The organism is Sphingopyxis sp. NFH-91, from assembly GCF_021401285.1.
Classification (GTDB): domain Bacteria; phylum Pseudomonadota; class Alphaproteobacteria; order Sphingomonadales; family Sphingomonadaceae; genus Sphingopyxis; species Sphingopyxis terrae_A.
Map to the genome: position 1 here is coordinate 114,716 of NZ_JACBGA010000005.1, position 25,613 is coordinate 140,328.

27 protein-coding genes, 1 tRNA gene and 1 pseudogene are annotated in these 25,613 nt (G+C 63.5%); 15 read left to right on the forward strand and 14 right to left on the reverse strand.

Features of this window, described 5'->3' with window-relative positions; genetic code table 11:
* Nucleotides 1-111 precede the first annotated feature (111 nt).
* Both L0963_RS12320 and L0963_RS12325 read left to right on the forward strand, forming a co-directional pair.
* Nucleotides 112-849: a HipA family kinase gene (locus L0963_RS12320; RefSeq protein WP_234179824.1), complete on the forward strand. Its 738-nt coding sequence runs from the start codon at nt 112-114 to the stop codon at nt 847-849.
* A 10-nt stretch (nt 850-859) separates the two neighbouring features.
* On the forward strand, nt 860-1,663 hold the full coding sequence (locus L0963_RS12325; protein WP_234179827.1) for a DUF3037 domain-containing protein: 804 nt from the start codon (nt 860-862) through the stop codon (nt 1,661-1,663).
* Here the strand turns inward: L0963_RS12325 and mobF are convergent.
* The 7 genes from mobF to L0963_RS12360 form a co-directional block, all read right to left on the reverse strand.
* A complete protein-coding gene (mobF, locus tag L0963_RS12330; protein ID WP_234179830.1) occupies nt 1,658-4,441 on the reverse strand; it encodes a MobF family relaxase in 2,784 nt (927 codons plus the stop codon). The two genes, L0963_RS12325 and mobF, sit on opposite strands and share 6 nt — an antisense overlap.
* A complete protein-coding gene (locus tag L0963_RS12335; protein ID WP_234179832.1) occupies nt 4,441-6,294 on the reverse strand; it encodes a type IV secretion system DNA-binding domain-containing protein in 1,854 nt (617 codons plus the stop codon). Before L0963_RS12335 ends, mobF begins: the two co-directional genes overlap by 1 nt.
* On the reverse strand, nt 6,294-6,662 hold the full coding sequence (locus tag L0963_RS12340; protein ID WP_234179834.1) for a hypothetical protein: 369 nt from the start codon (nt 6,660-6,662) through the stop codon (nt 6,294-6,296). The genes L0963_RS12335 and L0963_RS12340 overlap by 1 nt, the downstream gene beginning before the upstream one ends.
* Before the next feature lie 204 nt (nt 6,663-6,866).
* The gene (locus L0963_RS12345; RefSeq protein ID WP_088474278.1) at nt 6,867-7,355 is read right to left on the reverse strand and encodes a hypothetical protein; all 489 of its coding nucleotides are present in this window, start codon (nt 7,353-7,355) and stop codon (nt 6,867-6,869) included.
* Between the two features lie 44 nt (nt 7,356-7,399).
* Entirely contained in the window at nt 7,400-7,597 is a 198-nt protein-coding gene (locus L0963_RS12350) for a helix-turn-helix transcriptional regulator (protein ID WP_234179836.1), read from the reverse strand.
* Between the two features lie 72 nt (nt 7,598-7,669).
* The gene (locus tag L0963_RS12355) at nt 7,670-8,575 is read right to left on the reverse strand and encodes a hypothetical protein (protein WP_234179838.1); all 906 of its coding nucleotides are present in this window, start codon (nt 8,573-8,575) and stop codon (nt 7,670-7,672) included.
* Nucleotides 8,576-8,785: 210 nt separating this feature from the next.
* Nucleotides 8,786-8,862: transfer RNA gene (locus L0963_RS12360), tRNA-Pro, on the reverse strand.
* 254 nt (nt 8,863-9,116) lie between these two features.
* Here L0963_RS12360 and yajC point away from each other — a divergent pair.
* From yajC to secF, 3 genes are read left to right on the forward strand one after another with little or no spacing between them, the layout of a single operon-like run.
* Complete coding sequence (gene yajC, locus L0963_RS12365; protein WP_003050198.1) at nt 9,117-9,446, forward strand: preprotein translocase subunit YajC; 330 nt, start codon at nt 9,117-9,119, stop codon at nt 9,444-9,446.
* Between the two features lie 49 nt (nt 9,447-9,495).
* The gene (secD, locus tag L0963_RS12370; RefSeq protein WP_186402382.1) at nt 9,496-11,109 is read left to right on the forward strand and encodes a protein translocase subunit SecD; all 1,614 of its coding nucleotides are present in this window, start codon (nt 9,496-9,498) and stop codon (nt 11,107-11,109) included.
* A 16-nt stretch (nt 11,110-11,125) separates the two neighbouring features.
* A complete protein-coding gene (gene secF, locus L0963_RS12375; RefSeq protein WP_186402381.1) occupies nt 11,126-12,112 on the forward strand; it encodes a protein translocase subunit SecF in 987 nt (328 codons plus the stop codon).
* A 4-nt stretch (nt 12,113-12,116) separates the two neighbouring features.
* Here secF and L0963_RS12380 read toward each other — a convergent pair whose 3' ends face one another.
* Entirely contained in the window at nt 12,117-13,283 is a 1,167-nt protein-coding gene (locus L0963_RS12380) for a glycosyltransferase (protein WP_234179840.1), read from the reverse strand.
* An 18-nt stretch (nt 13,284-13,301) separates the two neighbouring features.
* Nucleotides 13,302-13,862, reverse strand: a complete 561-nt coding sequence (locus L0963_RS12385) for a helix-turn-helix domain-containing protein (RefSeq protein ID WP_186402379.1) — start codon at nt 13,860-13,862, stop codon at nt 13,302-13,304.
* A gap of 217 nt (nt 13,863-14,079) precedes the next feature.
* Here L0963_RS12385 and L0963_RS12390 point away from each other — a divergent pair.
* Nucleotides 14,080-14,427 (forward strand): annotated as a pseudogene (locus L0963_RS12390) (DUF6456 domain-containing protein).
* Nucleotides 14,428-14,524: 97 nt separating this feature from the next.
* Nucleotides 14,525-15,046 (forward strand): FKBP-type peptidyl-prolyl cis-trans isomerase, encoded by a 522-nt coding sequence (locus tag L0963_RS12395; RefSeq protein WP_062902837.1) that lies wholly within the window; start codon nt 14,525-14,527, stop codon nt 15,044-15,046.
* A gap of 34 nt (nt 15,047-15,080) precedes the next feature.
* Here L0963_RS12395 and L0963_RS12400 read toward each other — a convergent pair whose 3' ends face one another.
* The 5 genes from L0963_RS12400 to pyrE form a co-directional block, all read right to left on the reverse strand.
* Nucleotides 15,081-16,175, reverse strand: coding sequence for an AI-2E family transporter (locus L0963_RS12400; RefSeq protein ID WP_234179842.1), 1,095 nt, complete (start codon nt 16,173-16,175; stop codon nt 15,081-15,083).
* A gap of 25 nt (nt 16,176-16,200) precedes the next feature.
* A complete protein-coding gene (gene lepB, locus L0963_RS12405) occupies nt 16,201-17,058 on the reverse strand; it encodes a signal peptidase I (RefSeq protein WP_186402377.1) in 858 nt (285 codons plus the stop codon).
* Nucleotides 17,059-17,060: 2 nt separating this feature from the next.
* Nucleotides 17,061-17,462: a holo-ACP synthase gene (gene acpS, locus L0963_RS12410; protein ID WP_003050214.1), complete on the reverse strand. Its 402-nt coding sequence runs from the start codon at nt 17,460-17,462 to the stop codon at nt 17,061-17,063.
* Nucleotides 17,463-17,583: 121 nt separating this feature from the next.
* Complete coding sequence (locus L0963_RS12415) at nt 17,584-18,327, reverse strand: pyridoxine 5'-phosphate synthase (protein WP_234179844.1); 744 nt, start codon at nt 18,325-18,327, stop codon at nt 17,584-17,586.
* Nucleotides 18,324-18,905 carry an orotate phosphoribosyltransferase gene (gene pyrE / locus L0963_RS12420; protein ID WP_062902833.1) on the reverse strand — a complete coding sequence of 194 codons (582 nt, stop codon included), beginning with the start codon at nt 18,903-18,905 and terminating at the stop codon, nt 18,324-18,326. Before pyrE ends, L0963_RS12415 begins: the two co-directional genes overlap by 4 nt.
* Nucleotides 18,906-19,138: 233 nt before the next feature.
* Between pyrE and coxB the strand changes: the two genes are divergently transcribed.
* From coxB to L0963_RS12460, 8 genes are all read left to right on the forward strand, one after another.
* Entirely contained in the window at nt 19,139-20,230 is a 1,092-nt protein-coding gene (gene coxB, locus L0963_RS12425) for a cytochrome c oxidase subunit II (protein ID WP_234179846.1), read from the forward strand.
* A 16-nt stretch (nt 20,231-20,246) separates the two neighbouring features.
* Nucleotides 20,247-21,914, forward strand: a complete 1,668-nt coding sequence (ctaD, locus tag L0963_RS12430) for a cytochrome c oxidase subunit I (RefSeq protein WP_003050220.1) — start codon at nt 20,247-20,249, stop codon at nt 21,912-21,914.
* A gap of 64 nt (nt 21,915-21,978) precedes the next feature.
* The gene (locus L0963_RS12435; RefSeq protein WP_062902831.1) at nt 21,979-22,890 is read left to right on the forward strand and encodes a heme o synthase; all 912 of its coding nucleotides are present in this window, start codon (nt 21,979-21,981) and stop codon (nt 22,888-22,890) included.
* Nucleotides 22,887-23,036, forward strand: a complete 150-nt coding sequence (locus tag L0963_RS12440; protein ID WP_162928272.1) for a hypothetical protein — start codon at nt 22,887-22,889, stop codon at nt 23,034-23,036. Before L0963_RS12435 ends, L0963_RS12440 begins: the two co-directional genes overlap by 4 nt.
* Nucleotides 23,033-23,599, forward strand: coding sequence for a cytochrome c oxidase assembly protein (locus L0963_RS12445; protein ID WP_003050226.1), 567 nt, complete (start codon nt 23,033-23,035; stop codon nt 23,597-23,599). The genes L0963_RS12440 and L0963_RS12445 overlap by 4 nt, the downstream gene beginning before the upstream one ends.
* Nucleotides 23,600-23,679: 80 nt before the next feature.
* Nucleotides 23,680-24,555 carry a cytochrome c oxidase subunit 3 gene (locus L0963_RS12450; protein ID WP_003050228.1) on the forward strand — a complete coding sequence of 292 codons (876 nt, stop codon included), beginning with the start codon at nt 23,680-23,682 and terminating at the stop codon, nt 24,553-24,555.
* Nucleotide 24,556: 1 nt separating this feature from the next.
* On the forward strand, nt 24,557-24,958 hold the full coding sequence (locus tag L0963_RS12455) for a DUF983 domain-containing protein (RefSeq protein ID WP_217372445.1): 402 nt from the start codon (nt 24,557-24,559) through the stop codon (nt 24,956-24,958).
* Nucleotides 24,942-25,613: an SURF1 family protein gene (locus L0963_RS12460; RefSeq protein WP_267960661.1), complete on the forward strand. Its 672-nt coding sequence runs from the start codon at nt 24,942-24,944 to the stop codon at nt 25,611-25,613. The genes L0963_RS12455 and L0963_RS12460 overlap by 17 nt, the downstream gene beginning before the upstream one ends.

Consider the following 25,613-nt stretch of genomic DNA (forward strand, 5'->3'; position numbering starts at 1 on the left):
GCTCAACAAATATGAAGTGAAAGAATAGGGGGCGGCATGCTTAGATGCGGGCTGCATTGGCAACCGACAGCAGTCGATCGCGTGATTGAAATATATCCGACGAGCACGCGCGTGGCGAAGGTCAAAACGAATGCGGGAACAGCATTTCTCAAGGGGATGGGGAATCCAGCAGGAAACCAGAGTCTTGCCATGGAACTCGTGGGAGCCGAAATGGCTAGCAGCCTCGGACTGTTTGTCCCGAATTTTGCGGTTTTGGAACTCGCGGAAATTGAAATACCGATGCTTGATCATGGAACGATCGCGTTCGGACCGGCATTCGTTTCTAGCGAAGTACCATGCATCACCAGCGACGGGAGCCCGAATCTTTTGGCTCGGCTGTCAGAGCCATCGGACATCGCATTGCTGGTGATTTTTGACACTTGGATCCGGAACCTCGATCGTTGTCCACCCCCAGATTATCTTGATCCTGAACCACGCCGCGACAACCTCTGTTTCACGCGGGACGGAGCAAAATTGAAGCTTATGGTGATTGACCACAGTCATTGCTTTGTGGAGGGAGCCATTGAAGATGAGATAGGGAGCCCACATTTTGTGGATGACGCGCGCATATATGGACGCTTCCCAGAGTTCGAAGCGTATCTTAAGGAAGCCCCGCTAAGGCGAGCCGTCGCCAAGATGACATCGATTGACGCGGCGACGATTGCAGAGATAGTGAATTCGATTCCCAGTGCGTGGGGACCTTCGCAGCAGACTCGGGATATGTGGATTGCGCAATTAATGGCTCGCCAGCTGCATATTGCAACGTCGGCGATCGACACGTTGGTGCCACAAGGGCAAATGGATGTTTAGGAGCAACGCGATGGAACGGAAAGCAGGCAAATACGCGCTGGTGCAATTCTGTCCGGTGCCCGAGCGTATGGAATTCCTGAATATCGGGATTGTCTTGATCGTACCGGAGCTAGATTTCGTCGGGGTGAAGCTGTCCCGAAGCAACGCTCGGATCGATCGGGTATTCGGTCGGCAGCCGAAATCCTATCTGGACGCGCTGAAGGAATCGTTTGAATATCGGCTCAGGTCGGAATTCTCAGGTCAGTTTGATGAGGAGCACATCGCATCATTTGCGCGCAAGCGTGCGAATGACATCCGTATTTCCGCCATCCAGCCTGTGATGGTGGATGATCCTGACGCAGTTTTGGAAGCCTTGTTTTTGGAGCTCGTGGGTAGGGAGGCTGAAGTGTCTCGCGAACCCCGAATTAGACGCAAGCTCAAAGAGGCTTTCGCGAGGCACGGGGTCGAACACTATCTTGAGAAGCCTGATGAAATCGAACTTCCCGAATATGGCCTCAAGATCAATGCGCCGTATGGCTATCAAAACGGTTGTTATAACCTTGTAGATGGTATGCGGATTTCTGAAAGCGTTGCCGATGGCCTGCGAGAAGTGGGTAAAAAGGCGATCGAAGGCAATCTTTTGTGGAAGCATTTCGAAGGCAACCAATCAGACTGCAAGCGCCTAATCGTCGTGGGCGATTTTTCGCAGCAGTCGAACGCGTTTTATCATGCGGTGGACGAGCAATTTCGCGACGCGAATATGAAACTATTTCGTCTAGATGACCTCCTTCCGCTCGTGCATGACATCGAGAGCAACGCGGCGCTCCACTCATAGATGGAGTGACGCCGAGGGCTTTGACAGGACGGCTGCTTTCGCGTGACTGGCGGTGGTGGAATTGGCGGCCGGCGGCATGATCGCTGTTTGAACAATCCCAGCCCGCTCGGATATCGCCGCCGCGAGTTTGCCGCGATCGTTCGTCAGCACGGTTGCGCTCATCTTTGCACGGGAAATCCCGACATAGAAGGATTTCTGGTCGATCAGATTTGAAGCGCGGCTGTCGGCGTGGATAATCACATGGTCGGCTGTCCGGCCTTGGGCAGCGAAGGCTGTTTCGACATAGGCGTGGGCGATGTGCCGGTCGCGGGCTGCATCAAAATGGAGGGTCTCGATCTTACCCCGCGCGCTGCGAACGGTGGCGGTGCGAGATCGCTCATCAATCGCGGTTACTATCGCACGCGCGCCGTTGATCCGGCCCTTTGCGCGATCGTTGCGCGTAAACCGTATGCGGTCGCCGGTTCTGAGTTCGATCGACTGTGGTGAAAATGCCTGAACCTTGCCTGCGCCCCATTGGCGAAGTCGCCAATCGACCTCGCGCCCGTCCTCTGATTTCAGGGCGATGGCGGATTTGGCGCGGTCGATGTTTTCGACGCGATAGGCGTCGCCGCGCGTCACACCCTTGTCGACATAGTCGCGAGTAAAGCGGACGACATCACCCTCATCGTAGCTCATGGGATCGCGTGCCTCGGCGCGGCTGAGACCCTTGTTGGCAAGTGCCGTCACGGTGGCGGCGGGACCGGTAAGCGCGCCCGATCTGGCGAGCGCCGCGCGAATATCGGCTGTCAGGGCGTCGCGACCTTCGCGCGATGGCTCGATGACGAGCGTGCGAGCGCGTTCAGCGGGGTCCAGCCCCGCATAGTGTTCGGCAATCGCCGCAAAGCGATCGGCGCGATCGGCTTGTTCGATAATCGCGCCACCGCCTCCGTCGAGCGCCGCGAGCGCCTTCTTGGCATCGCCCTCGATCGACGCCAGCACCGCTTCCTTGGTCGCGACATTGGTTTGCCGCACGATCTCGCCAAGCTTTGCGGTTTCCATTCCCGTATCCTGCAACTGCGCGAAAGCCGCGCCCGCCTCGACCGATCCTAGCTGCTTTATATCGCCGACGAAGATGACGCGGGCATTATGCTTCTCCGCCAGGTCGCACAGGCGCGCGGTGTCCCGGGCTGAAAGCAAGGACGCCTCGTCCACAATCCAAGCGGCGGGTTGGCCATGTGCCGAACGCTCGGGAGACAATAAATGCCGCGCGACCGTATCGCCCCGCACGTCCAGCGCTTCCCCCAACGCCATCGCGGCTGACGCGGTCGGTGCTAGCGCGACGACAGGCACGCCGCGCGCGTCGGCTTCGCGGGCGAATGTCGCAAGGACGGTGGTGGTTTTGGCTGTGCCGGCATAGCCTTGCACCGCTGTGATGCGGTTACGGCTGGTCAGAAGTTGTTGTGTGGCTGCTCTCTGATCTGCGTTCCATGAAAAGCCGGACTGCTCGGATTGCGCGGCGGCGCGTGCGACCGCCTTCGCGGCAACCATTGGCGAGGCAATAGGAGCCATTGCGCCGCGCCCGCGTCCCTCGATCCCGAGCAGCGTCCTTTCAGCTTCGACATTCTGGGGGGTTGTGAAACCTGCAAACGCAGCGCCACGGCGATCCAGAAATGAGCGGTCGATCAGTTCGCCCTGTTTTGTCACCGCGTCCACGGCTGCCGCAAGCTGCGCATAGCTGGCCTTACCCAATGCAAAGCGCCCGGCTTCTTCCTGCAAGGCGGCGGCAGAAAACACCGACTGCCGTTCGCCTAGCTTGTCGGCGGCGAAGGCGACGGCGCGATCGGCGATGACCGCTTGTGATGATGGTTCCGAAAGCGCAGCGCGGCTGGTCGCGACGGATTGGGCTTCCTTGACCATCGCAATGCGGGCTTCCGGCCCGAAGCCAGCACGATCGGCAGTTTCGCGCCAATCGGCAACGAGCGAAGCTTGATCGACGGCAACCTTCGCCTGCCGCGTATCGAGTGCTGCGACCTGCTTCTCGGTGGAGCTGGCCGCATCACGCGATGTTCCGCGCTCCTCTAGCGCGGCCTCGATCTCAGCGCTGCGGGTGCTGAACGCCTTCATCACGTCGGCGGAAACGCCTCTGATCTCGAACATCGACTCCTTGCCAGTGTCGATCTCGTAACCGAGCTCTCGCACCTTCAGGGCAAGTTCCTGCCGGTAGATCGCGCCAATCTGTTTCTGAAGCTGGTATATCGCGCGCGGCTCAAGGCTGCGCCATGTGTCATCCTCGCCCCGCGTGGCGTTCATGATGACATTATGGGTATGAAGCTGCGGGTCTTGCGCGCGGCTGGTGCCGTGCTGAAAGCTGGCGACAATAAGATTGCCGGTCGCTTCGCGGGCCACGGTGCCGCCATGCCGAACTCGGGTCGCGGCCATATGTGTTTCGACATGGGCGAGCGCGGTCTTTACCGCCTGCCCATGCGCCTCGATCAACCGCCGGTCTCCCGCCACCTCCGCCATGATCGACACCGATTTCGGCGCGCTCAGGGTCACGTCCCATCCCGGTCGATGTTCAAGCTGGCCCTCACGGATCGTGCCGAGTTGCTGGTCGCCGACTCGGCCGTCCAGCAAGTTGCGAAAGGCATCGCGGTCCACTTCACCCGACAGGCCAAGCTCCTCGGCACCTTTGCCTTGCCAATTGGACGGCGATAGGCCGCCCTCGGCATAATAATCGTCGGCTTCGTAATAGCTGCTGGCCTGTGCTGAGCTGGTCAGTGCCGATACCGACGCGACCATCAAACCGGTCCCTGACGCTTGCGGCGACGAGCGGGCGGTGAAGGCGTGGGCTTGAGCGCATCATCGGCCTGCGGAGACGGCTTCGCCTGCTCCCACAGACTGTTGTTCGGATCGCCCGCGATAAATCCCGGCTGGCCTGCCATGCCGCGGTGCGCGAGATGATCGGCGGCGAGAGCAATCGGCGCGACCGGCAGGCCATCGGGGAACAAGAGAAAGCCCTTATATTTGGGCAGGCGGAATTCGCTTTCCAAAATGGCGGGACGCCTTGTGCGGGTCTTGCTCAAGGTCGTTCGCGGTTTGTCGTCACCTGCGGCTAATGCGTCGGTCATCGTGTGGATTTCGACCTCGCACTCGCCGACCGTCTGACTCGCCCAGCGCCGGGTTTCGCCGTCGCCAAGCTGGAGGAACAGCTTGGTGTTGCAACAGCCGAGCATGGATTCGGCGAGTTGCGACCCGTAGCGATGCTGCATCTGGCCGAGCGCCTGAAAGGTCAGGACGACGGCGGCGCCGAACTTACGCCCTTCGGGAAGCAATCGCGCCAGATTGTCGACGCGCGGCAAATCGGCCAGCTCATCAAGGACGAACCAGATGCGCCGGTCGGAGGATGGGGACAGTCCGAGCACCGCGCTCGCCGCGCATTCGAGCCAACACGCGAGCAAGGGTTTCGACGCATCGAAATAGTCCTCCTTGCGCGGCACGAATATCCATGGTTTCCGATCCTCGCAGGCGTCCAGTTTCTGGATGAAATCGCGGAACGCAAAGGGAGTCTGGTCGCCACCGTCCGTCCGCAGGAACTGGATGAGGTTTGCTGCCTTGGCGAGCATGAACAAGACGCTGCCGGTCGCCCGGTCGGCGTCCTCGGCAAAGGTTCGGGCCGACGAGCTGTTGCCGAGCCATGACTTGAGGTCATCCTTCTCCCGCGTTTGCAGCGCGTGAAGGAGGTCGGGCAGCGTGCCTTTGCCCTCGCGCCACAACGCGCGGATCATGTTGGCGACAAGGATGCGGCTGGTTTCCAGCCAAACATCGCGGTCGTGCTGGCCGGTCTCGGTAATCAACTGGTTCGCAATGCGGTCGGCGTCGGCCGGATGCGCTATCTCGGCAAAGGGCGACCAATAGGCGCAGCGGGCATCGAACGGATTGAGGATGATGTCGCCGCGCTCGGGCTGGTAATAATGGGCGATGAATTCGCCGCTGGTGTCATAGACCAAGGCGGCTTCGCCGCGCGCCTCGATGCCGTCGAGCATCTGTCGTAGCGCGGTGGTCTTGCCGCTACCTGTCGTGCCGATCATCGCCATGTGCCGGGTTTCCAGTCGCGCCGGTATTGGGACCGTGCCGATCGCGAGCGCGTTGGTCCCGGCTTCTGCGCGGGTCAGTTTGGCGAGCTTCTTTTCGGTTGTGACTTGTGTACCGGCGATGACGCGATCCCTGAGGGCGCGTTCCCGGCGCTGCGCCCTAACGCCTCTCAGTAAGATCAGCCCGGACAGCCATCCGGCAAAACCGAGCAAGGCTCCGCTGCGCAGTTGGCTCAGCAAGTTCGAAACGGCACCGCTATAATGTGGACTCGCGACGACATTGCGGGCGGGCACCGCATATTTCGATCCCTTGTAGGTCACGGTGATTTCTGGTTCGGCCTCAGTGCCCGAGGCGATCCAAACCGCGCCTCGGGCATAGGCGTAAACGCCGACCGCCCACCGCTCGTCTTCGGTCTGCATCATGTAGGGCATTGAGAGGGCACCCAGGCCGACCATCGCCATCATAATGGCAACCTGTAGTTTGAAGCGTGCTGCACGATTGATCCGATTGTGACGACGCAAGGCATCGGCGTGAATGCGGCGATCGGGGCGTTCGGTCATCACCGATCCTCCTGCGCGCGCCGTCGCTGTCGATCGTAAGCCGCGTTAATGTCGGCGGTGATGTCCTCGTCGGATTCTTCTGATCCGAGCGCCGCGCTGCGTGCATAGCAATATGCGGCACAGGCGGTGAACAGCGCCCGGTCGAGTAGCCGTTCGACACCGATCATGCGGGTGCTGACCGATGCCAGTTCGGAGACGATCTCGCCGAACTCCACGTCCCTCGCTGGCGGGTTCGCTTGCGCCGTGATCCCGGCTTTTACGCAGCGCTGAAGCGTCGCGTAGGCGCTGATCCCCTCCCGTTCGGCGAGCGTTCGGAGGCTCTTGTCGAGCGCGGCGGGCAGGCGGATGTTATAGCGGGCGAGAGTCATAGTCCGTCTCTCCGGCGATGCCGATCCGCTGCCTCCGAAAGAACCGGAAATGCGCTCTTTGCGGGCCGTCCAAACTGCGCGCCGCCGGAACGCTGCCGCCAGAAATGGCGGAAAAGCTGGATGCACCCGTGCGTGAGGTGTGTATCCAAATTGTCGGCTCGATGCGTAGCATCGCAGCCCCTCCGCCGGTGATGGCGGGCGCTCTCATCGCGAAGCATGAAGGGCCTCGATCTGGCTATTACGGCGGACCCAGGCTTCCATCGACGCGATGGCTTCCGCGTCATCTTTGGCGCGATCGACTGATGGACGTTGGAAGTCGGGAACGTCGGTCAACGCATGTTTGAATAGCCAGCGATTGATGGTGACATCGATCTCGGCCCGAAGGTCGAACAGAAGCTCTTTGGTCTCCACCGGTCCAAGCCGACGCCAGCCGCAAATTCCGCTGATCACTCCGCCCATCGGAAAGCGGTGCTGACCGGCGATCATCTCCGGGCCTTCGACTTGAAGCGCCACGCGGCGACCGGCGAAGGTCTCGATGACCGGACGCTCCGACCAAAGCCAATGACGGATGGCTGAGCGATAAGCACGGCCGTCGGCATCGTCGGCAACAAGGCCCGCGACCAGCGGGCGCATTTCGTCGGCGATATTTTCGGGGGCAGAGAATGTGAGATTGGGGCGAGAGAAAACGCGCATGATTCCTCCTTGCGGCGAAGTGCCTTTGTGAATTGTCGGGTAGGTCAGTAGCGGCGGGGCTGGAGGCTGCTCAGCCAGTCCTCAACGTCGCCCGAGCGCCAGCGAATTTTGCCCGCGCCGATATGGCAGGGGCAGGGGAAGCGACCGTTTCGGGCGCGGCGATAGAGTGTGGTGCGGGACTTGAAGCCGGTAATTTTGAGCACCTCAGCGACGGTGAGGAGCTGGTCTCGATCGGGAGGCATTTGGGCGTCCTTTCATTCGTGGGAATGCAGGACGTGGCGGTGAGGGGCGTTGGAAGCTATTCAGTTCCACATTCACGGAAATTCATGCATCGGCAGGGTGCGCAGGAAGTTGTTGAATGCGGGATATATCCCGGCATGTATTTTCTCGATGCGGCTCTCGCCGAAGCCCTCGCCGCTGAGCAGTTCCTTCTTCCTTTCGAATGTCAGCCCGTCGAACTCGGGACGTCGCAACGCGACGATAATCTGAACCGCCTCACAAAACGAACGGGCTCGGGGAGTGGGTTGCTGGGCGTGCGAGAGCAGCCAGTCGATGCGTCGGTCGAACAGCTCCCGGTCGGGCGTGTCCAGCAAAACGCGGGACGTGACCAAGGCGGGGGCAACCCGTCCGCCCATGCGAACCCATAAGGAACTCATCGGGATCGGTCGGCGCGGGATGCATTGCCAGAGGGTTTGGTCACGGCTCAAGATGAGGAGCGTGCCGTGGTCGGCGGCAAAGGCGCTAAGAGCCGTTGGCGCGACGGGTTTGATGGTGCCATCGGGCAATCGCTCCACGCACGGAATGTCGCCGCTGGCGATCAGATTGCGGAAATCGTCGAGAGCACGCAAATTGCGTTCAAGGGTCGCGTCCGGCTCAGCAACGACTTCGTCGATCTCCGGTTCGTCCCGTATTTTGGACCGGTTGTGCGCTCCGATAAATCCCAGACCACCGATCAGCAACAAGCCGATGCCGATGATCATGGGGTTCACTGCCACACTGACAATCGCGCCAACCGAGGCGACGATGGCCGAAGCGATCCGTAAGACATTGAGCAACCTGCGGCGCTTGCGGCCTCGGCGGGCTGCATCTGTCATCGCCACCAATGCGTGGGGCGGGATCACCGCCTCGATTGCGGTTCCGGCAGGCTGCTTCAGGAACGCGATATAGCCGTCCCAAACTCTGACCAGATCGGACGGGCGGAGAGGCAATTGCTGCTGCATGCCAACCGAATCTTAGGTGTGCGGACGCGCCTCTGCAATTCGGAATGACGCCTCCTCTACGTTCAAAATGGATGCGTTCTGTCGCTTTTGTTCCCAGAAGGTTCTGGCTTGCTTGCACCACCAGTGCACCACCAGATGGCAAAAAGGAGCTCGGCCCCCTATCGACCGGTCCGCAGGTGCCTCGTAAGTATCTGAAAATACTTGGTAAATTGGTCGGGACGAGAGGATTCGAACCTCCGACCCCCACACCCCCAGTGTGATGCGCTACCAGGCTGCGCTACGTCCCGACCGGCCCTTTCGGGCAGGCGAGGCCCCTAGCGCGGCTTTGCTGGCGATGCAAGCGGCGATGGGCATTTGCCGGTGTTTCTTTCGGCGGGCTTGATCGCGCCGTCGTCGACCCCATCTGGCGGGGAGCTTGCCGTGGGGGAGGGGCGCAGCGACGGTTGCGCGGGACGCCCCTGCGTGATAGGCGCCGCGCTTATTTTTGCGCGGTCCTTCCATGGGGAAAGGCCGCGCCACGGTAACGGAAAGTCTTTCATTCATGTCGACCCAATTGCTTCTGACCCAGGCGGCCGGATCGGGGGGCGGGGCAGCCGGCTTCATCATGCTGGTGCCCTATCTTTTGATCTTCGTCGTATTCTGGTTCTTCCTCATCCGTCCGCAACAGGTGCGCATGAAGGAGCATCGCGCCAAGATCGCATCGGTGAAGCCGCGCGATCAGGTCGTCACCGGCGGCGGGATTGTCGGCAAGGTGACGCGCGTCGACGATGATTTCGCCGATGTCGAAATCGCCCAGGGCGTGAAGATCAAGATCGTGAAGTCGACGATCTCCGACGTCCTCCAGCCGGGCGCCAAGCCCGCCAACGACTGACGCGCCGGCGTCGGGGAACCGGCGCCGCTCAGACCATCGGAACCCCGTCATGCTCGATTTCCCGCGCTGGAAAGTCATTGGCATCAGCGTCATCCTGGCGCTTGGTGTCATCTTTTCCATTCCCAGCTTCCTTCCCCAAAAGCAGTTCGAAAGCCTGCCGTCCTTCGCGCAGATGAAGGTCAATCTTGGCCTCGACCTTGCAGGGGGCAGCCACTTGCTGCTCGAGGCCGATCTTGGCGATCTCCAGAAGACGCAGCTTGCCAATATGGAAAAGACCGTGCGCACCGCGATGCGCGGCGAGCGGGGACCCGATGACGATATCGCAATCGGCGAATTGTCGACCGCGGGCGGCAAGATCAGCTTTCTGGTCCGCGATCAGGCGCAGCTCGACGAAGCGCGCGAGCGGCTATTCCGCGAGACGCAGGGTGCGGGGCTGACCGGCCAGCGCGACTGGACGATCGATGTCGTCGATACGACGCGCATCGTGATGACGCCGACCAAGGCGGGTCAGGCGCAGGCCATCAGCCGTGCGATGGATACCGCCCGCGACATTATCGACAAGCGCGTCAACGCGCTCGGCACGCGCGAGCCGACGATCATCCGTCAGGGCGACGACCGGATCGTCGTGCAGGTGCCGGGCCTTCAGGACCCGCAGCAATTGAAGGATCTGATCGGCAAGACCGCGCGGCTCGAATTCCGCATGGTCGATGCCAATGCCGATCCCAACGAAGTCGCCGCGGGGCGCGTCCCGGTCGGCAGCGAGGTCGTTCCCTATTCGCCTGACGCCGGCAATGGCGTGCCGTTCGAAGTATTGCGCCGCCAGGTCATGATCAGCGGCGACCAGCTTATCGACGCCAAGCAGAGCTATGATCCGCAGAGCGGCCTGCCGGTCGTCACCATCCGCTTCGATTCGGGCGGGTCGGCGACCTTCGCCAAGGTGACGGCGCAGAATGTGGGCAAGCGCTTTGCCATGGTGCTCGACGGCCGGGTGCTGTCGGCGCCGTCGATCAACGAGCCGATCCTGGGCGGTAGCGCGCAGATTTCGGGCAATTTCACCGTCGCAAGCGCAAATGCGCTGGCGATTTCGCTGCGATCGGGAGCACTGCCCGTCAAGATGGCCGTCGTCGAAGAGCGGACGGTGACGCCCGAACTCGGCGCCGATTCGATCCGCAAGGGCGCGATCGCCGGGATCATCGCGACGGTCGCGGTGCTGGCGTTCATGATCGTCGTCTATGGCCGCTTCGGCATCTACGCGAACGTCGCGCTCTTCTTTAACATCTTCCTGATCGTCGCGATCATGGCCGCCTTCAACGCGACGCTGACGTTGCCCGGTATCGCGGGTTTCGTACTCACGATCGGCGCCGCGGTCGATGCCAACGTGCTGATCAACGAACGTATCCGCGAAGAATTGAAACGCGGGCGACGCGTTTTTCAGGCGGTCGAGCTGGGCTACAAGGAGGCCAGTCGCGCGATTTTCGACGCCAATATCACCAACGTCATTGCCGCCGCGCTGATGTTCTGGTTCGGCACCGGGCCGATCAAGGGCTTCGCGGTTGTGCTGACCATCGGCATCGTGACCAGCGTTTTCACCGCAGTTACCGTGACCCGCATGTTCGCCGCGCACTGGGTGCACAAGACGCGTCCGGCGTCGCTGAATATTTGATAGAGGGACCGATCCCATGCGTCTGCTGAAACTCGTCCCCGAAGACACCAACATCCATTTCCTCAAGTGGCGCAACATCGCCATGGGGATCAGCTTCCTGATGATCGTCGCATCGATCGCGCTCGTCGCGGTGCGCGGGCTGAACCTTGGCGTCGATTTCGTCGGCGGCCAGTCGGTGCGCGTCGAATTTTCGGGCACCATGCCCAAGATCGACGAGATCCGCGAAAAAGTTAACGACATAGGCCTCGGCGAAGCCACGATTCAGCAATTCGGATCCGATCAGGCGGTGGCGATCCGTACCGCGCTGCCCGAAGGCGACAAGGCGGCCGCCGACCGGGCCGGCAAGCAGCTTGTTGACGGAATTCACAAGGCCTTCCCGACCGCCAAGACCGGATCGGTCGAAACGGTGTCGGGCAAGGTTTCGGGCGAGCTGCTGCGTACCGGCGTGCTCAGTCTCGCGCTCGCGATGATCGCGATTTCGATCTATATCTGGATCCGCTTCGAATGGCAGTTCGGGGTGGGCGCGCTGTTCGCGCTGTTCCACGACGTCATGCTGACCTTCGGTTTCTTCGCGCTGACGCAGATGCAGTTCGACCTCAACATCGTGGCCGCGCTGCTGACGATCATCGGCTATTCGCTCAACGATACGATCGTGGTCTATGACCGCATCCGCGAAAATCTGAAGAAATATCGCAAGATGGAGATCATCCCGCTGCTCGACCTCAGCATCAACGAGACGCTGGCGCGCACGGTGATGACGAGCTTCACGATGCTGATCGCGCTCGCGGTGCTGCTGTGGGTCGGGCCGGACGTGATCTTCGGCTTTACCGCTGCAATGCTGCTCGGCATTTTCGTCGGCACCTATTCGTCGATCTACATGTCGGCGCCGATTCTGGTGTGGCTGAAGGTCGGTCCCGACAGTTTCGTCCCGCGGACCAGCGCCGCGACGCAGGGCGCCGAACGCGTGACCAGCAAAGAGGACGACGACGGCGCGGTCGTCTGATCGCTCAGCGGCCCGCGCAGCGACGGAGATGCTCCGCGAGCTCGCGGCCGTTGCGGTCCCAGTTGAAGCGGTCAGCAAGGCTCGCCGCGACCGCATCCGGCGCGGCGGGCGCCGCCAATAGCGTGCGCACCGCATCGGCGATCGCCGCTGGTGTGCGCTCGACGATTCGCCCTGCCGCTGGCGAGGTCACGAGTTCGGCCGCGCCGCCGGCATCGCTGATGACGATCGGGGTGCCGCAGGCGAGCGCCTCGACCCACGCATTGGCAAGCCCCTCGCTGACCGACGGCATCACCACGGCATCGACCGCGCGATAGAGCTGCGGCAAGTCGGCGTTGGCGACGGGCCCCATCAGGTGAACCCGGTCGGCGACGCCGATCCGCTGCGCCAGTGCGCGATATCGCGCTTCCTCCTCGCCCGCACCCGCCAGCCAGTAATGGACGCCCGGCAGGGCAGGCAGCGCTTCGATGACGAGCGCCTGGCCCTTGCGGGGGATCAGCGCGCCGACGGTCGCGATGGCGGGCGCGTCCCCCATGCCGAGCGCCGCCCGGGCGGCAGGGCGGTCGCCGGGGTGAAAGCGCATGGTGTCGATGCCCGTATAGTGGACTATCGTCTTGCCCGCATCGATGCCGATCGCCGCCATGTCACCGCGCATCGCCTCCGACACGGCAAGCAATCCGGCGGCGCGTTCGGCGGCGGCGAGCAGTTGCGGGCGGGTCGCCGGATCGTGGCCGAAATGGCTGATGTCGGCGCCGCGTGCCTTTACCGAAAAGGGAATACCGAGGGCGTCCGCGATATTCATTGCGGCGGGACCGTCGGGATAGAAGAATTGGGCATCGACGACGTCGAAGCTGCCTTGCTGCGCAATCGGCAGCACGGCGCGCGCGATCGCCGCCGGATTGCGCGCTGCGCCGAATTTCGGAATCAGCGTGAAGCGCGGCCGATGGACGATGAGGCCCCGCCACGCCTCGCGCTGTGGCAATCCGCGCAGCGCCCGATATCGTGGATGGAGCGAAAGCGGGAAGGGCGGAAGGCCGATGGGGGCGACGATGGTCAGCATGACGCCCGGCTGCGCGGCGAGCGCAAGCAGGCTCTTTTCGACGAAAAGGCCGAAATTGGGGCGCGCCGCATCTGGAAAGAGCGTGGCGACCGACAGAATGCGGAGGGGCTTCATGTCCGCCTCATCGCGCCATCAAAGCGTCCGGATGAGGCGGACCGCGACCGCGGCCCATGGCGGGTTGCTTACCACCTGCTGGCGCTGACCGGCTCCAAGCGGCAGCAGGTGCAGCTTTTCGCGATCGACGTTGAGCAGCCGCGCAAAAATGTAACGCCCCGCGGGGCGCGGCACGAGCAGGTCGCGGTTGAGCGCGCTGGTCCAGTCGCCCTCGACCTTGCGGCACCATATCTCGTCGCCCGCGCGATAGTCGCCGATCGATGAGGTGACGCGCATCGCGATCATGTCCTCGGTCGGACGCGCGGTCAGCGCCTGTTCGACGCGCGTCGGCGCGTGGGCGCCATCGGCGCCGAGCAGCGCGGTAATCGCAAGCTGGGTATCCTGCGGCAGCTGGACGAGATCGGCAGCATCGACGCCGAGCGCCTTGGCGATGCGGTTCATCCAGCCGAGCGACAGGGTGCGCGTTCCCGTTTCGAGGCGCCCGATCGTCTGGGCGGTCGTCGGCGGGTCGCAGCGCTGCGCAACCTCTTCGAGCGTTAGTCCCTTGGCGCGGCGCACGGCGCGGATGCTGTTGATCAAGACGAACCTCCGATAACCAAATCGGTTTTTTCTTTCCTGCAAAATATTCCAATGTCAAGCCGGCACTCCCAGCCAGGAGAATCGCATGACGACGCGCCATTTCGTAACCCGCCTGCATCCCGATCGGGTTGATCCCGGCAAGGCGGGGCCGCAGGTGATGCGGCATGTCACCGTCAATGTCGCGGAAAGTCCGCTGACATGGCTCGCGGCGCGCGGGATGGTCTCGGACGCGCAGTATCGCGCCCGCGAGCGGCTGCGGACCGGTTATGAGCGGGCAGGACTGGCGGGACGGGGGACGATGCGCTGGGACGCCGCGCCGCCGTCGAAAAGCCGCGGTGGTGCCCGGGCCACCGATGCCTCGCTGCCGCGCATCGACGCGCATCGGCGCTTCCACGCCGCGGTGGAGCATGTCGGGCCGGGGTTGGCCGACATCTGCTGAGGCGTGATTTGTGCGGGCGAGGGGATCGGCGGCGCCGAAAAGGCGCTGGGGTGGCCATCGCGATCGGGAAAGCTGGTTTTGACGCTGGCGCTCGACCGGCTGGTGCGCTTCTATGGAACCGGCTGAGCGGGGCGGCGCAACTTCTCGCTGGACCCTCGCGCACCGCACCGCCTATAGGCTTCGCCGATGTTTTCGCCCGAACGGGCAGGGGAAGGACAAGAGCATGAGCGTAACGACGGTTCCATTGCGCCCGGTGAGCAAGGGCGGGCTGTGGCTGCTGTGGATCGGCCTGATCGCGCTGCTGGGCATCGGCGTCGCGTTCGCCCTGACGCACACGCCGCGGATCGGCTTCGAGGTCGTCAAGGAAGGCAGCGGCCCGAGCCCGACCAAGGCCGACATCGTCCTCATCAAATATGAAGGCAAGCTCGACGACGGCACCGTGTTCGATTCGAACGAACAGGCGCCGCTCCAGGTATCGCAGGTCGTCCCCGGCTTTGCCGATGCGCTGACCCGCATGAAAAAGGGCGGCAAGTACAAGGTCGTGATTCCGCCGGCGCTGGGCTATGGCGACCGCGCCGCCGGGCCGATCCCCGCGAACAGCACCTTGCACTTCGACATCGAGCTGATCGACTTCCGCAGCGAAGCCGAAGTGCGCGCGATGCAGCAGATGATGCAGCAGCAACAGATGATGCAGGGCGCCCCCGGCGGCGCACCCGGAGCGTCGGGCGCCGCGCCGCAGCCCTGATCGGGATTTTCCGTTTTTAAGACGCGGCGGTGAGCTAGGCGCTCGCCGCCGCGTTTTTCTTGGGGGCGGCTTTCTTGGGGGCGGCGCTCGCGTTCCGCTCGGCCTCGCGCTCCAGTGCGACCTTGATCATCGCGACGATCGGGTCGGCGAGGAACAGCCCCATGATACCGAGCAAGGTGCCGAGCAGGATCTGCGCGCCGAGGACGAGCGCCGGGGCGAGGTCGACGGTCTGCTTCGCGACCATCGGGACGATGAGATAGCCGTCGACGGTCTGCACGAAGAAATAGATGCCGATCGCCCAAAGGCCGGTGTCGGTGCCCGCCGAAAAGCCCACGAGGACGAGCAGCACCCCCGACACGATCGCACCGATGTTGGGGATGAAGGCAAGCAGGCCGGTGAGCAGCCCCATGAGCGCCGCCATCGGTATCCCCACCGCCATGCAAGCAAGCCAGGTGCCGACACCCTCGACCGCCATGCCGAGCAGCCGTCCCGCCATCAGGCGGCGCAGCGTGAAGGCCATGCGCGCGGTCGTCACGTAGAAATCGTCGCGGTTCTTCATCGGCAGCAGCCAGGCGATGCCGCGTTCATAGAGTCGCGGTTCGATCGCAATGAAGATGCCGAGTACGACGACCATGACGAGGCTGGTGAGTGCGCCGAGCACCGACCCGACCGCTGCGGTAACGCGCCCGACGGTGCCTGCGAGATTCTCGGTGATCGTCTTGGTGTCGATGTCGATCGTGCCCATGCCATGCTCGCTCGCCCAATTGGCGGCGCGCTCGACCTGGCTCATGATCACCTTTTGCAGTGTCGCCGCCTGATCGGCGATCTGCGAGCCTGCGAACATCGCGGTCCAGGCAAGAAATGCAACGAGCGACAGGCAGATGATCAGCAGGCGCCAGCCGCGTCCTATCGGCAGCACGCGGCCAAGGAGGCGGGTGCCGCCATCGAGCATCGCCGCCATCACGATCCCGGCAAAGATAAGCAGAATGGGCTGGATCAGGATGACGCAGACGCCGACGAGCAGCGCGACGCCGAGCCAAACGCCGGCCTTGAGCAGTTCGGTACGAACGAGCTGGCTGCGGATCTCGGTCGGGCCGGGGGCTTCGATCCGCGTTTCCTTGTCGGCCATCGCTTCGCTTCCCCGCTATTGCGCCTCAGTTCTCGCTGGCCTGACGCTCCGGCCGGAGATTGGTTCCGGCGCGGCCGGGGCGCAGCGCCTCGAACCAGCTCAGCGGGTTATACCATTCGGCGGTACCGTCGGTCGAAAAGCTGATGATCTCGGCCCGGCCGGCAATCGCGTCGAAAGGCACCGGGCCGCCAAGCCCCTTGCGGTCGACCGGCACGCGGCTGTCGGCACTGCCGTCGCGATTGTCGCCCATCAGGAACAGGTGGTCGGCGGGCACCGTGATCGGCCCGTAATCATCGGTCAGATAGCCCGGCCCCATGTCGATCGTGTCGAAGGTCGCTCCGCCGGGCAGCGTCTCGCGCACGATCGGCAATTCGAGCACCGCCTTGCCGGCCGCGTCGCGGGTGACGAAGCGGCCGAGGCTGCTGTCCGAACCCGGCATATTGGCATCGACAGGCACCGACAGCATCGGCCGCACCTCGCGCTTGATCGGCTTGCCGTTGATGATCAGCGCGCCGCCACGCAGTTCGATCGTGTCGCCGGGCAGGCCGATGACGCGCTTGATATAATCGACGCGCGTCACGGGATGTTCGAGCACGACGATGTCGCCGCGTTCGGGCAGCTTGCCGAACCAGCGCCCCGGCTTCTTGGGTGCGAGGTGAAAGCTGACCGAGGCGTAGGACCAGCCATAGGGATATTTGCTGACGATCAGCCGGTCGCCGTTGCGCAGGATCGGCATCATCGAATCGGACGGGATGTAAAAGGGCTTGGCAACGCAGCTATGGATGCCGAGCACCAGGATCAGGATCACGACGATGTCGCGCAGCAGTTTGAGCATGCTGCCTTCGTCCGCGGCCTTGTTCTTTGCCGTCTTGTTCTTTGCCATGGTCAATCCTTGATGGCTTCGATGATTACGAAGGCCTGCGCCCAGGGATGGTCATCGGTGAGCGTGAGGTGGATGCGCGCGCTATGGCCGTCGGGCAGCATCGCGGCGAGCCGCTCCGCGGCGCCGCCGGTGAGGGCCAGTGTCGGTGCGCCCGAAGGGGCATTGACGACGCCGATGTCCTTCATGAACACGCCGCGTTTGAAGCCGGTGCCGACGGCCTTGGAGAAAGCCTCCTTAGCGGCGAAGCGCTTCGCATAGGTGCCGGCGCGGGTGAAGGGCCGCCGGGCCGCCTTGGCCCGCTCGACTTCGGTGAAAACGCGCAGTTCGAAACGCTCGCCGAAACGGTCGAGCGAAGCCTGAATGCGTTCGATGCTGCAGAGATCGGAGCCCAGGCCGATGATCATGACGACCCCAAAAGGCCGTCATTGCGTGGAGCCGAAGGCGACGCCGCAATCTCGAGCCATCGGCCTCGCGCAAGGCGGAGGGCTGGAGATTGCTTCGCTTCGCTCGCAATGACGAAATTCTTCATCCGCGCGCCTCGTCCATCAGGTCGCGCATGCGGCGCACCGCGGGTTCGAGCCCGGTGAAGATAGCCTCGCCGATCAGATAATGGCCGATGTTGAGCTCGGCGAGTTGCGGGATGGCAGCGACAGGGACGACATTGTCATAAGTCAGGCCATGGCCGGCGTGCGGCTCGATCCCGTTCTTCCACGCCAGTGCGGCGGCGTCGGCGAGGCGGCGGAGTTCGGCGGCGCGTTCCTCGCCGTCCACATGCGCATAGCGGCCGGTGTGGAATTCGACGACGGGGGCCTTCAGCCGCATCGCCGCCTCGATCTGGCGCGCGTCGGGTTCGATGAACAGGCTGACGCGGATTCCCGCGTCGGACAGGCGCGCCACGATCGGGGCAAGATGGTTGTGCTGGCCGGCGGCGTCGAGCCCGCCCTCGGTCGTGCGCTCCTCGCGCTTTTCGGGTACGATGCAGGCGGCGTGCGGCGCATGGCGCAGCGCAATCGCCAGCATCTCGTCGGTCGCCGCCATTTCGAGGTTGAGCGGCAGGTCGGTCGCGGCCTGGATGCGGGCGAGGTCGTCATCGCGGATGTGGCGGCGGTCTTCGCGCAGATGCGCGGTGATGCCGTCGCCGCCGACCGACGCGACGATTTCGGCCGCGCGCACCGGATCGGGATGGTCGCCGCCGCGCGCGTTGCGGATCGTCGCGACATGGTCGATGTTGACGCCCAGGCGTAGCCGCCGAGGGGAGGACGCGCTCAATTCGCGCGGCTCCCCGGCTTCACTGCGGGAGTCGCAGCGAGTTCGGGCGGCAGTTCGTCTTCGGCATAGGTCGGAAAATTGATCGCGACGAGCGGGTAGAAGGGAACGCCGAGGTCGACGCTGCCTGCCGAACGATCGACGAGGGCGGCTTCGGCGATCACGTCGCCACCCGCAGCACGGACCGCCTCCATCGCTTCGCGCGACGACAGGCCGGTGGTTACGACATCCTCGACCATCAGGATTTTGGCGCCGGCCGGGATCGCGAAGCCGCGGCGCAATTCGAAGGTGCCGGTCGGCCGTTCGACGAAGATCGCGGGCTTGCCGAGCGCGCGGCCCATTTCATGGCCGATGATGACGCCGCCCATTGCGGGCGAAACGACCATGTCGATCGCCGCGCGCAGGTCGCGCGGCAGCTTGGCGGCGAGCGCGATCGCCAGCCGTCCGGCGCGTTCGGTGTCCATCAACACCCGTGCGCATTGCAGATAATATTCGCTGTGGCGCCCCGAAGAGAGCAGGAAATGCCCCTGCAGCAGCGCGTCTGCGGCACGGAACTCGGCCAGAATTTCGTCGTCGGTCATGGGAGGTTCGGTCTTTTGTCCATCAAGTCGCCCGCGTCGGATGAGCGGGTTTCGGGCACGAAGATTATCGTGCTGCAAAATAGTGTTAGAGATGCTTGAGGCAAGCGGCAAGCGGGTCTATAGCCCCGGCGAGTTTCAGCCTGTTCGCGGGCTGTCCGGGCCTGTGCCCGGCTGCCGAGACGGAGAGGTTGGGGGATCGAGAACAGCAACAGGCAACGGGCGGCACTATCCTTATGAAGAGCTTGAAAACCCTTGTAATTGCGGCGGCTTTGTCGCTCGGCACCGTGGGCGCGGTGCAGGCGCAGGCCCCGGCGGCAGCTCCCGCTGCGGCGCCGGCCGCGACGACGAACGCGACTCCGGCCGCGGCGACCAGCGATGCGGCGGCTCCCGCCGGCAACAAGGCTGCGGTACCGGCCGGCGATGCGACCTATGTGCCGATGAAGCCGACCGCAGGCATCGGTCAGCCGGTCGAGGGCGGATGGAACTTCCAGGAACAGGAAAGCCCGATCGGCAAGCGCGCTTACTGGTTCAACCATTATATGCTGCTGCCCGTCATCACCTTCATCTCGCTGCTGGTGCTCGGTCTGCTGCTGTGGGTCGTCGTGCGCTACCGCGCGTCGGCCAATCCGGTGCCGTCGAAGACGACGCACAACACGTTCATAGAAATCATCTGGACCGCGATCCCGGTCCTTATCCTTGCGGTGATCGCGGTTCCGTCGATCCGCCTGCTCGCGGCGCAATATGAGCCGCCGAAGAAGGATGCGCTGACGATCAAGGTCACCGGCTATCAATGGTATTGGGGCTATGCCTATCCCGACCAGGGTATCGGCGAATATGTCTCGAAGATGCTGCCCGAAGACAAGGCCGTCGCCGCCGGCGAGCCTTATCACCTCGCGGTGGACAATCGCATGGTCGTCCCCGTCGGCAAGCAGGTGAAGCTGATCATCACCGGCGCGGACGTGATCCACAGCTTCGCGGTTCCCGCGCTGTGGACCAAGATGGACGCGGTTCCGGGCCGCGCCAACGAAACGACGTTCACCGTCGACAAGCCCGGCGTCTATTACGGCCAGTGTTCGGAACTGTGCGGTGTTGACCACGGCTTCATGCCGATCGCGGTCGAAGCGCTGCCGATGGACAAGTGGAAGGCGTGGGTCCGCTCGAAGGGCGGCAATCCCGACGGCGCCCAGGCCGCCGCTGCGGCAGCGCCCGCTGCCGCCGCTCCGGCCCCGACCGGCCCGATTCCGGCGACGACTGTCCCCGCCGCCGACACGACCACAGCGGCTCCGGCTGCGGCGTCCGCCGCCGCACCGGCCGCCAAGAATTAATCAGGGGGTCCGACAGATGACCGATATCGCAGCGACTGCACCGGCGCATGGCCACGACCACGCGCACGACCACGACCATGACACGCCCAGCTTCTTTGTCCGCTGGTTCATGTCGACGAACCACAAGGACATCGGCACGCTCTACCTGATCTTCGCGATCATCGCCGGCATCGTCGGCGGTGCGCTTTCGGGGATGATGCGTCTCGAACTCGCCGAACCCGGCATCCAGTATCTTCCGGGCTGGGCGCATATGCTCGGCGGCGCGGCGGACGCGACCGCGGGCAAGCATTTCTGGAACGTCATGATCACCGCGCACGGCCTGATCATGGTCTTCTTCATGGTCATGCCCGCGATGATCGGCGGCTTCGGCAACTGGTTCGTGCCATTGATGATCGGTGCGCCGGACATGGCCTTCCCGCGCATGAACAACGTGTCCTTCTGGCTGACGGCGGTTGCGTTCGTCATGCTGTGCGGCTCGATGTTCGTTCCCGGCGGCAGCGGCCTCGGCGCTGGCACCGGCTGGACCGTCTATGCCCCGCTGTCGACCAGCGGGTCGGTCGGCCCGGCGGTCGACATGGCGATCTTCTCGCTCCATCTTGCGGGTGCGGCATCGATCCTCGGTGCGATCAACTTCATCACCACGATCTTCAACATGCGTGCACCGGGCATGACCCTGCACAAGATGCCGTTGTTCGTCTGGTCGGTGCTCGTCACCGCCTTCCTGCTGTTGCTCGCGCTTCCGGTCCTCGCCGCCGCGATCACCATGCTGCTGACCGACCGTAACTTCGGCACCACCTTCTATGACGCCACGGGCGGCGGCGATCCGCTGCTCTATCAGCACCTCTTCTGGTTCTTCGGCCACCCCGAAGTATACATTATGATCCTCCCGGGCTTCGGCATCGTCAGCCAGATCATCTCGACCTTCAGCCGCAAGCCGGTGTTCGGCTATCTTGGCATGGCCTACGCCATGGTCGCGATCGGTGTCGTCGGCTTCATCGTGTGGGCGCACCATATGTTCACCGTCGGCATGAGCGTGAACCTGAAGATGTACTTCACCGCCGCGACGATGGTCATCGCGGTCCCGACCGGCATCAAGATCTTTTCGTGGATCGCGACGATGTGGGGCGGTTCGATCAGCTTCAAGACCCCGATGGTCTGGGCGATCGGCTTCATCTTCATGTTCACCGTGGGCGGCGTGACCGGCGTCGTGCTCGCCAATGGCGGCGTCGACACCAACCTGCACGACACCTATTATGTCGTCGCGCACTTCCACTATGTGTTGTCGCTCGGCGCGGTCTTCTCGCTGTTCGCGGGCTTCTATTACTGGTTCCCGAAGATGTCGGGCCGGATGTACAACGAGTTCCTCGGACAGTTGCACTTCTGGATCTTCTTCATCGGCGTGAACGTCCTGTTCTTCCCCCAGCACTTCCTGGGCCAGCAGGGCATGCCGCGCCGCTATCCCGACTATGCGGAAGCCTTCGCCTATTGGCACTATATCTCGTCGTTCGGCTATGTGATCATGGCCGTGGGCATGATCTTCTTCTTCGTGAACATCGCCTGGTCGCTGTTCGCGGGCAAGAAGGCCGCCGACAACCCGTGGGGCGAAGGTGCGACGACGCTGGAATGGACGCTGTCGAGCCCGCCGCCGTTCCACCAGTTCAACGAACTGCCGCGTATCGCCTGATTGCGCTGCGCCCCCTGCTAAGAGCCTTGGCAGGGGGCGCCCCGCTTTCCGGCCTGGAGTTAGCATGGCGCAGAGCCTGACCCACGGCGAGATGTCGCTTCCCGCAGATTGGCGCGACCTGTTCGCGCTGACCAAGCCGCGCGTGATGTCGCTCGTCGTCTTTACCGCGCTGTGCGGTTTGCTCGCGGCACCGGGCAGCGTTCATCCGGTACTTGCCTTTTCGTCGATCCTCGCGATCGCGCTCGGGGCAGGCGCATCGGGGGCGCTCAACCAATGGTATGAAGCGACGATCGACGCGAAAATGAAGCGGACGGCGAACCGCCCGCTGCCCGCCGGTCGTCTCGACCGCCAGACGGCGTTGCAGTTTGGCGTCGGACTCGCTGCCTTTTCGGTCTTCCTCATGCTGTTCGCCGCCAATTGGCAGGCGGCGGTACTGCTGACCGTCTCGATCCTATTCTACGTCTTCATCTACACAATGTGGCTCAAGCCGCGGACGCCGCAGAATATCGTGATTGGCGGCGCGGCGGGGGCATTCCCGCCGCTGATCGGCTGGGTCGCGGCGACGGGCAGCGTCGCACCACTGCCGATCGCGCTGTTCCTGCTGATCTTCCTCTGGACCCCGCCGCATTTCTGGGCGCTCGCGCTGTTCGTGCGCTCGGACTATGCCGCAGCGGGAATTCCGATGATGCCGGTGGTCGCAGGCGAGCGCGCGACGCGCCGCCAGATTCTGTTCTATGCCATCGTGATGGCAGCGGCGGCGATCGCGCCGTGGCCGCTCGGCTACACGGGCGCGCTCTATGGCTGGACGGCGACGATCCTGTCGGCGCTGTTCGTGCTGCTGTCGGCGCAGGTCGGCTTGCGCAGTGCGGGCGCGGACGACCGGATGCAGCCCGAAAAGCGCCTCTTCGCCTTTTCCATCGCCTATCTCTTCATCCTCTTCGGCGCGGTGGTCGCCGATCACTGGTTGCCGCTATGACCGACGAAAATCCGCAACAGCCGTTCGACGAAGCCGAATATCGCCGCCGCCAGCGCGTGCGCGCCAACCTGATGGGCTGGATCCTCGGCGGGCTCGCTTTCCTCTTTTTCTTCATTACGATGGCGCGCATGGTGGTGCCGACATGACGGACGAAGCGACACGCCGGAAAAATGGCCGCACCGCGGCGCTCGCGGCCTTGCTCGCGGCAGCGATGGTCGGGCTGGGTTTCGCGGCGGTGCCGCTCTACAATCTTTTCTGCCGCGTCACCGGCTTTGGCGGCACGACGCAGCGTTACGACCCGGTCGCCGCGGCCGAGACGCCGAAGGTGCTGAGCGACACCGTCTCGGTGCGCTTCGATGCCAATGTATCGCCCAAGCTGCCGTGGAAATTCTATCCCGAACATCCCACCGATACGGTCAGCATCGGCGCGCGCGACATGGCGATCTTCATCGCGCAGAATAATTCGCCGCACCCGATCACCGGCACCGCGACCTTCAACGTGACGCCCGACCAGGCGGGGAAATATTTTACCAAGATCCAGTGCTTCTGCTTCACCCAGCAGACGCTGAAGCCGGGCGAACAGATCCGCATGCCGGTGCTGTTCTTCGTCGATCCCAAGATCAAGGACGATCCCGACGCGCGCGACATTCAGGAAATCACCCTCAGCTACACCTTCTACCCAGTGGACGAGGGCAAAAAGGCGAGCTAAGGCCGCAACCAATAGAGTCTTACCAAGGACCGGCAGATGATGGGGATCATCGCGCTGGGGCAAAAAACGGGAACTGTGACATGGCCGGTGCCAAACATCATGATTATCACCTCGTAAATCCCAGCGTCTGGCCGCTTTTCGGCTCGGTCGCCGCGCTGGTGATGTTCTTCGGCCTCGTCATGGCGATGCACGCCGACCATTTCGGCGGTGCCGGCAAATGGGTGCTGGGTCTCGGTTTCATGGGTGTGATCGCCACTTTCTTCAGCTGGTGGGGCGAGGTTATCAAGGAAGCGCATGCCGGCGATCATACGCCGGTCGTTCAGCTGCACCTGCGCTATGGCATGATCCTGTTCATCGCATCGGAAGTCATGTTCTTCGTCGGTTGGTTCTGGGCCTGGTTCGATTTCTCGCTGTTCCCGGCGCCGGTCGAGATCGTCGACGGTGCGGTGACCTCGCTGTTCGGGCAGGAAGGCGCCGTTGCCGCGTCGATCTGGCCGCCGAAGGGCATCCATGTCATCGACGCCTTCTCGCTGCCGCTGCTCAACACGCTGATCCTGCTCTGCTCGGGCACGACGATCACCTGGGCGCACCATGCGCTGATCCACGGCGATCGCGAAGGGCTCAAGAAGGGTCTGTGGCTGACCATCATCCTCGGCCTGACCTTCAGCTGCATTCAGGCTTATGAATATGCCGAAGCGCCGTTCCCCTTCGGCACGATCAACTATACCTCGGCCTTTTTCATGGCGACCGGCTTCCACGGTTTCCACGTTCTGGTCGGCACGATCTTCCTGATCGTGAACCTCGTCCGCGTCTACAAGGGCCATTTCACGCCGACGCAGCACTTCGGTTTCGAAGCCGCTGCCTGGTATTGGCACTTCGTCGACGTGGTGTGGCTGTTCCTCTTCATCATCGTCTATGTCTGGGGTGGCTGGGGCGCACCGGTCGCCGCGCACTAAATTGCCGGACAGCGAACAGCATCAAAAGGGGCAGCCGCCGGTCTGGCGCGCTGCCCTTTTCGGTCTCTGCCCCGAATGCGGCGCGCCGACGCTGTTCGACGGGCCGACCAAATTCGCGCCGCGCTGCCGCGCCTGCGGACTGGACTATTCGACCTATAATGTCGGCGACGGGCCGGCGGCGTTTCTGACCATGATCATCGGTGCGCTGATCGTTGCCGCGGCGATCGCCGTCGATTTCGCATTCGAGCCGCCGCTGTGGGTGCATGTGCTGTTGTGGGTGCCGATAACGGCCGCCGCAGTCATCTACGGCCTGCGGGTTGGCAAGGCCGCGCTGCTCGCGAGCGAGCATCAGCGCAAGGCGGCGGAAGGGCGCCTGGTGGACCGGCATGACGACGACGCCTGACGCTCCTTCGCCCGGCGAAGCCGCCGCGCCGCCGCCGCGCGGCTGGCCGGTGATTCCGACGATCCTGGTTCTGGCCGCCGTGGCGACGATGATCGCGCTCGGCATCTGGCAGTTGCAGCGCAAGGGAGAGAAGGAAGCGCTGATCGCGCTTTACGAGCGCAACGGGGCGATGTCGGCGACGGTGACTTATCCGAAGCTGCCGCCGGTTCCCGACGCGATGCTCTATCGCAAAAGCAGCGTTATCTGTCTCGAACCGGTGCGCTGGGATCCGCGCAGCGGCACCGATCGCGAGGGCGGAGGCGGTATTCGCATGATTGCGGATTGTCGCACCGGCGCCGAGGGGCCGGGGGTGCTGGTCGACATCGGTATCGCCGACGATTTCACGCCGCCCAAATGGGCGGGCGGCGCGGTTCAGGGCACGATCGTACCGGGGCCCGAGCAGCCGAGCCTGATCGAGCGGCTGACCGGCCGTGCGGTGCCGGCGCGCGCGATGCTGGTCGCCGACCAGCCCGCCGTGGGACTACGGCCCAGTGCGGTGCCATCGGCGGCGGACGTGCCCAACAACCATCTCGCTTACGCCGTGCAATGGTTCCTGTTCGCGGCGATCGCGCTAATTATCTATATCATCGCGGTGCGCCGCCGCTTGCAGCGGTGA

What these genes read in the sequence shown, in the direction of transcription:
- L0963_RS12325 (WP_234179827.1), top strand. Translation starts at nt 860, where the DNA reads ATGGAACGGAAAGCAGGCAAATACGCGCTGGTGCAATTCTGTCCGGTG.
- mobF (WP_234179830.1), bottom strand. Translation starts at nt 4,441, where the DNA reads ATGGTCGCGTCGGTATCGGCACTGACCAGCTCAGCACAGGCCAGCAGC.
- L0963_RS12335 (WP_234179832.1), bottom strand. Translation starts at nt 6,294, where the DNA reads ATGACCGAACGCCCCGATCGCCGCATTCACGCCGATGCCTTGCGTCGT.
- L0963_RS12340 (WP_234179834.1), bottom strand. Translation starts at nt 6,662, where the DNA reads ATGACTCTCGCCCGCTATAACATCCGCCTGCCCGCCGCGCTCGACAAG.
- L0963_RS12345 (WP_088474278.1), bottom strand. Translation starts at nt 7,355, where the DNA reads ATGCGCGTTTTCTCTCGCCCCAATCTCACATTCTCTGCCCCCGAAAAT.
- L0963_RS12350 (WP_234179836.1), bottom strand. Translation starts at nt 7,597, where the DNA reads ATGCCTCCCGATCGAGACCAGCTCCTCACCGTCGCTGAGGTGCTCAAA.
- L0963_RS12355 (WP_234179838.1), bottom strand. Translation starts at nt 8,575, where the DNA reads ATGCAGCAGCAATTGCCTCTCCGCCCGTCCGATCTGGTCAGAGTTTGG.
- yajC (WP_003050198.1), top strand. Translation starts at nt 9,117, where the DNA reads ATGTCGACCCAATTGCTTCTGACCCAGGCGGCCGGATCGGGGGGCGGG.
- secD (WP_186402382.1), top strand. Translation starts at nt 9,496, where the DNA reads ATGCTCGATTTCCCGCGCTGGAAAGTCATTGGCATCAGCGTCATCCTG.
- secF (WP_186402381.1), top strand. Translation starts at nt 11,126, where the DNA reads ATGCGTCTGCTGAAACTCGTCCCCGAAGACACCAACATCCATTTCCTC.
- L0963_RS12380 (WP_234179840.1), bottom strand. Translation starts at nt 13,283, where the DNA reads ATGAAGCCCCTCCGCATTCTGTCGGTCGCCACGCTCTTTCCAGATGCG.
- L0963_RS12395 (WP_062902837.1), top strand. Translation starts at nt 14,525, where the DNA reads ATGAGCGTAACGACGGTTCCATTGCGCCCGGTGAGCAAGGGCGGGCTG.
- L0963_RS12400 (WP_234179842.1), bottom strand. Translation starts at nt 16,175, where the DNA reads ATGGCCGACAAGGAAACGCGGATCGAAGCCCCCGGCCCGACCGAGATC.
- lepB (WP_186402377.1), bottom strand. Translation starts at nt 17,058, where the DNA reads ATGGCAAAGAACAAGACGGCAAAGAACAAGGCCGCGGACGAAGGCAGC.
- acpS (WP_003050214.1), bottom strand. Translation starts at nt 17,462, where the DNA reads ATGATCATCGGCCTGGGCTCCGATCTCTGCAGCATCGAACGCATTCAG.
- pyrE (WP_062902833.1), bottom strand. Translation starts at nt 18,905, where the DNA reads ATGACCGACGACGAAATTCTGGCCGAGTTCCGTGCCGCAGACGCGCTG.
- coxB (WP_234179846.1), top strand. Translation starts at nt 19,139, where the DNA reads ATGAAGAGCTTGAAAACCCTTGTAATTGCGGCGGCTTTGTCGCTCGGC.
- ctaD (WP_003050220.1), top strand. Translation starts at nt 20,247, where the DNA reads ATGACCGATATCGCAGCGACTGCACCGGCGCATGGCCACGACCACGCG.
- L0963_RS12435 (WP_062902831.1), top strand. Translation starts at nt 21,979, where the DNA reads ATGGCGCAGAGCCTGACCCACGGCGAGATGTCGCTTCCCGCAGATTGG.
- L0963_RS12440 (WP_162928272.1), top strand. Translation starts at nt 22,887, where the DNA reads ATGACCGACGAAAATCCGCAACAGCCGTTCGACGAAGCCGAATATCGC.
- L0963_RS12445 (WP_003050226.1), top strand. Translation starts at nt 23,033, where the DNA reads ATGACGGACGAAGCGACACGCCGGAAAAATGGCCGCACCGCGGCGCTC.
- L0963_RS12450 (WP_003050228.1), top strand. Translation starts at nt 23,680, where the DNA reads ATGGCCGGTGCCAAACATCATGATTATCACCTCGTAAATCCCAGCGTC.
- L0963_RS12460 (WP_267960661.1), top strand. Translation starts at nt 24,942, where the DNA reads ATGACGACGACGCCTGACGCTCCTTCGCCCGGCGAAGCCGCCGCGCCG.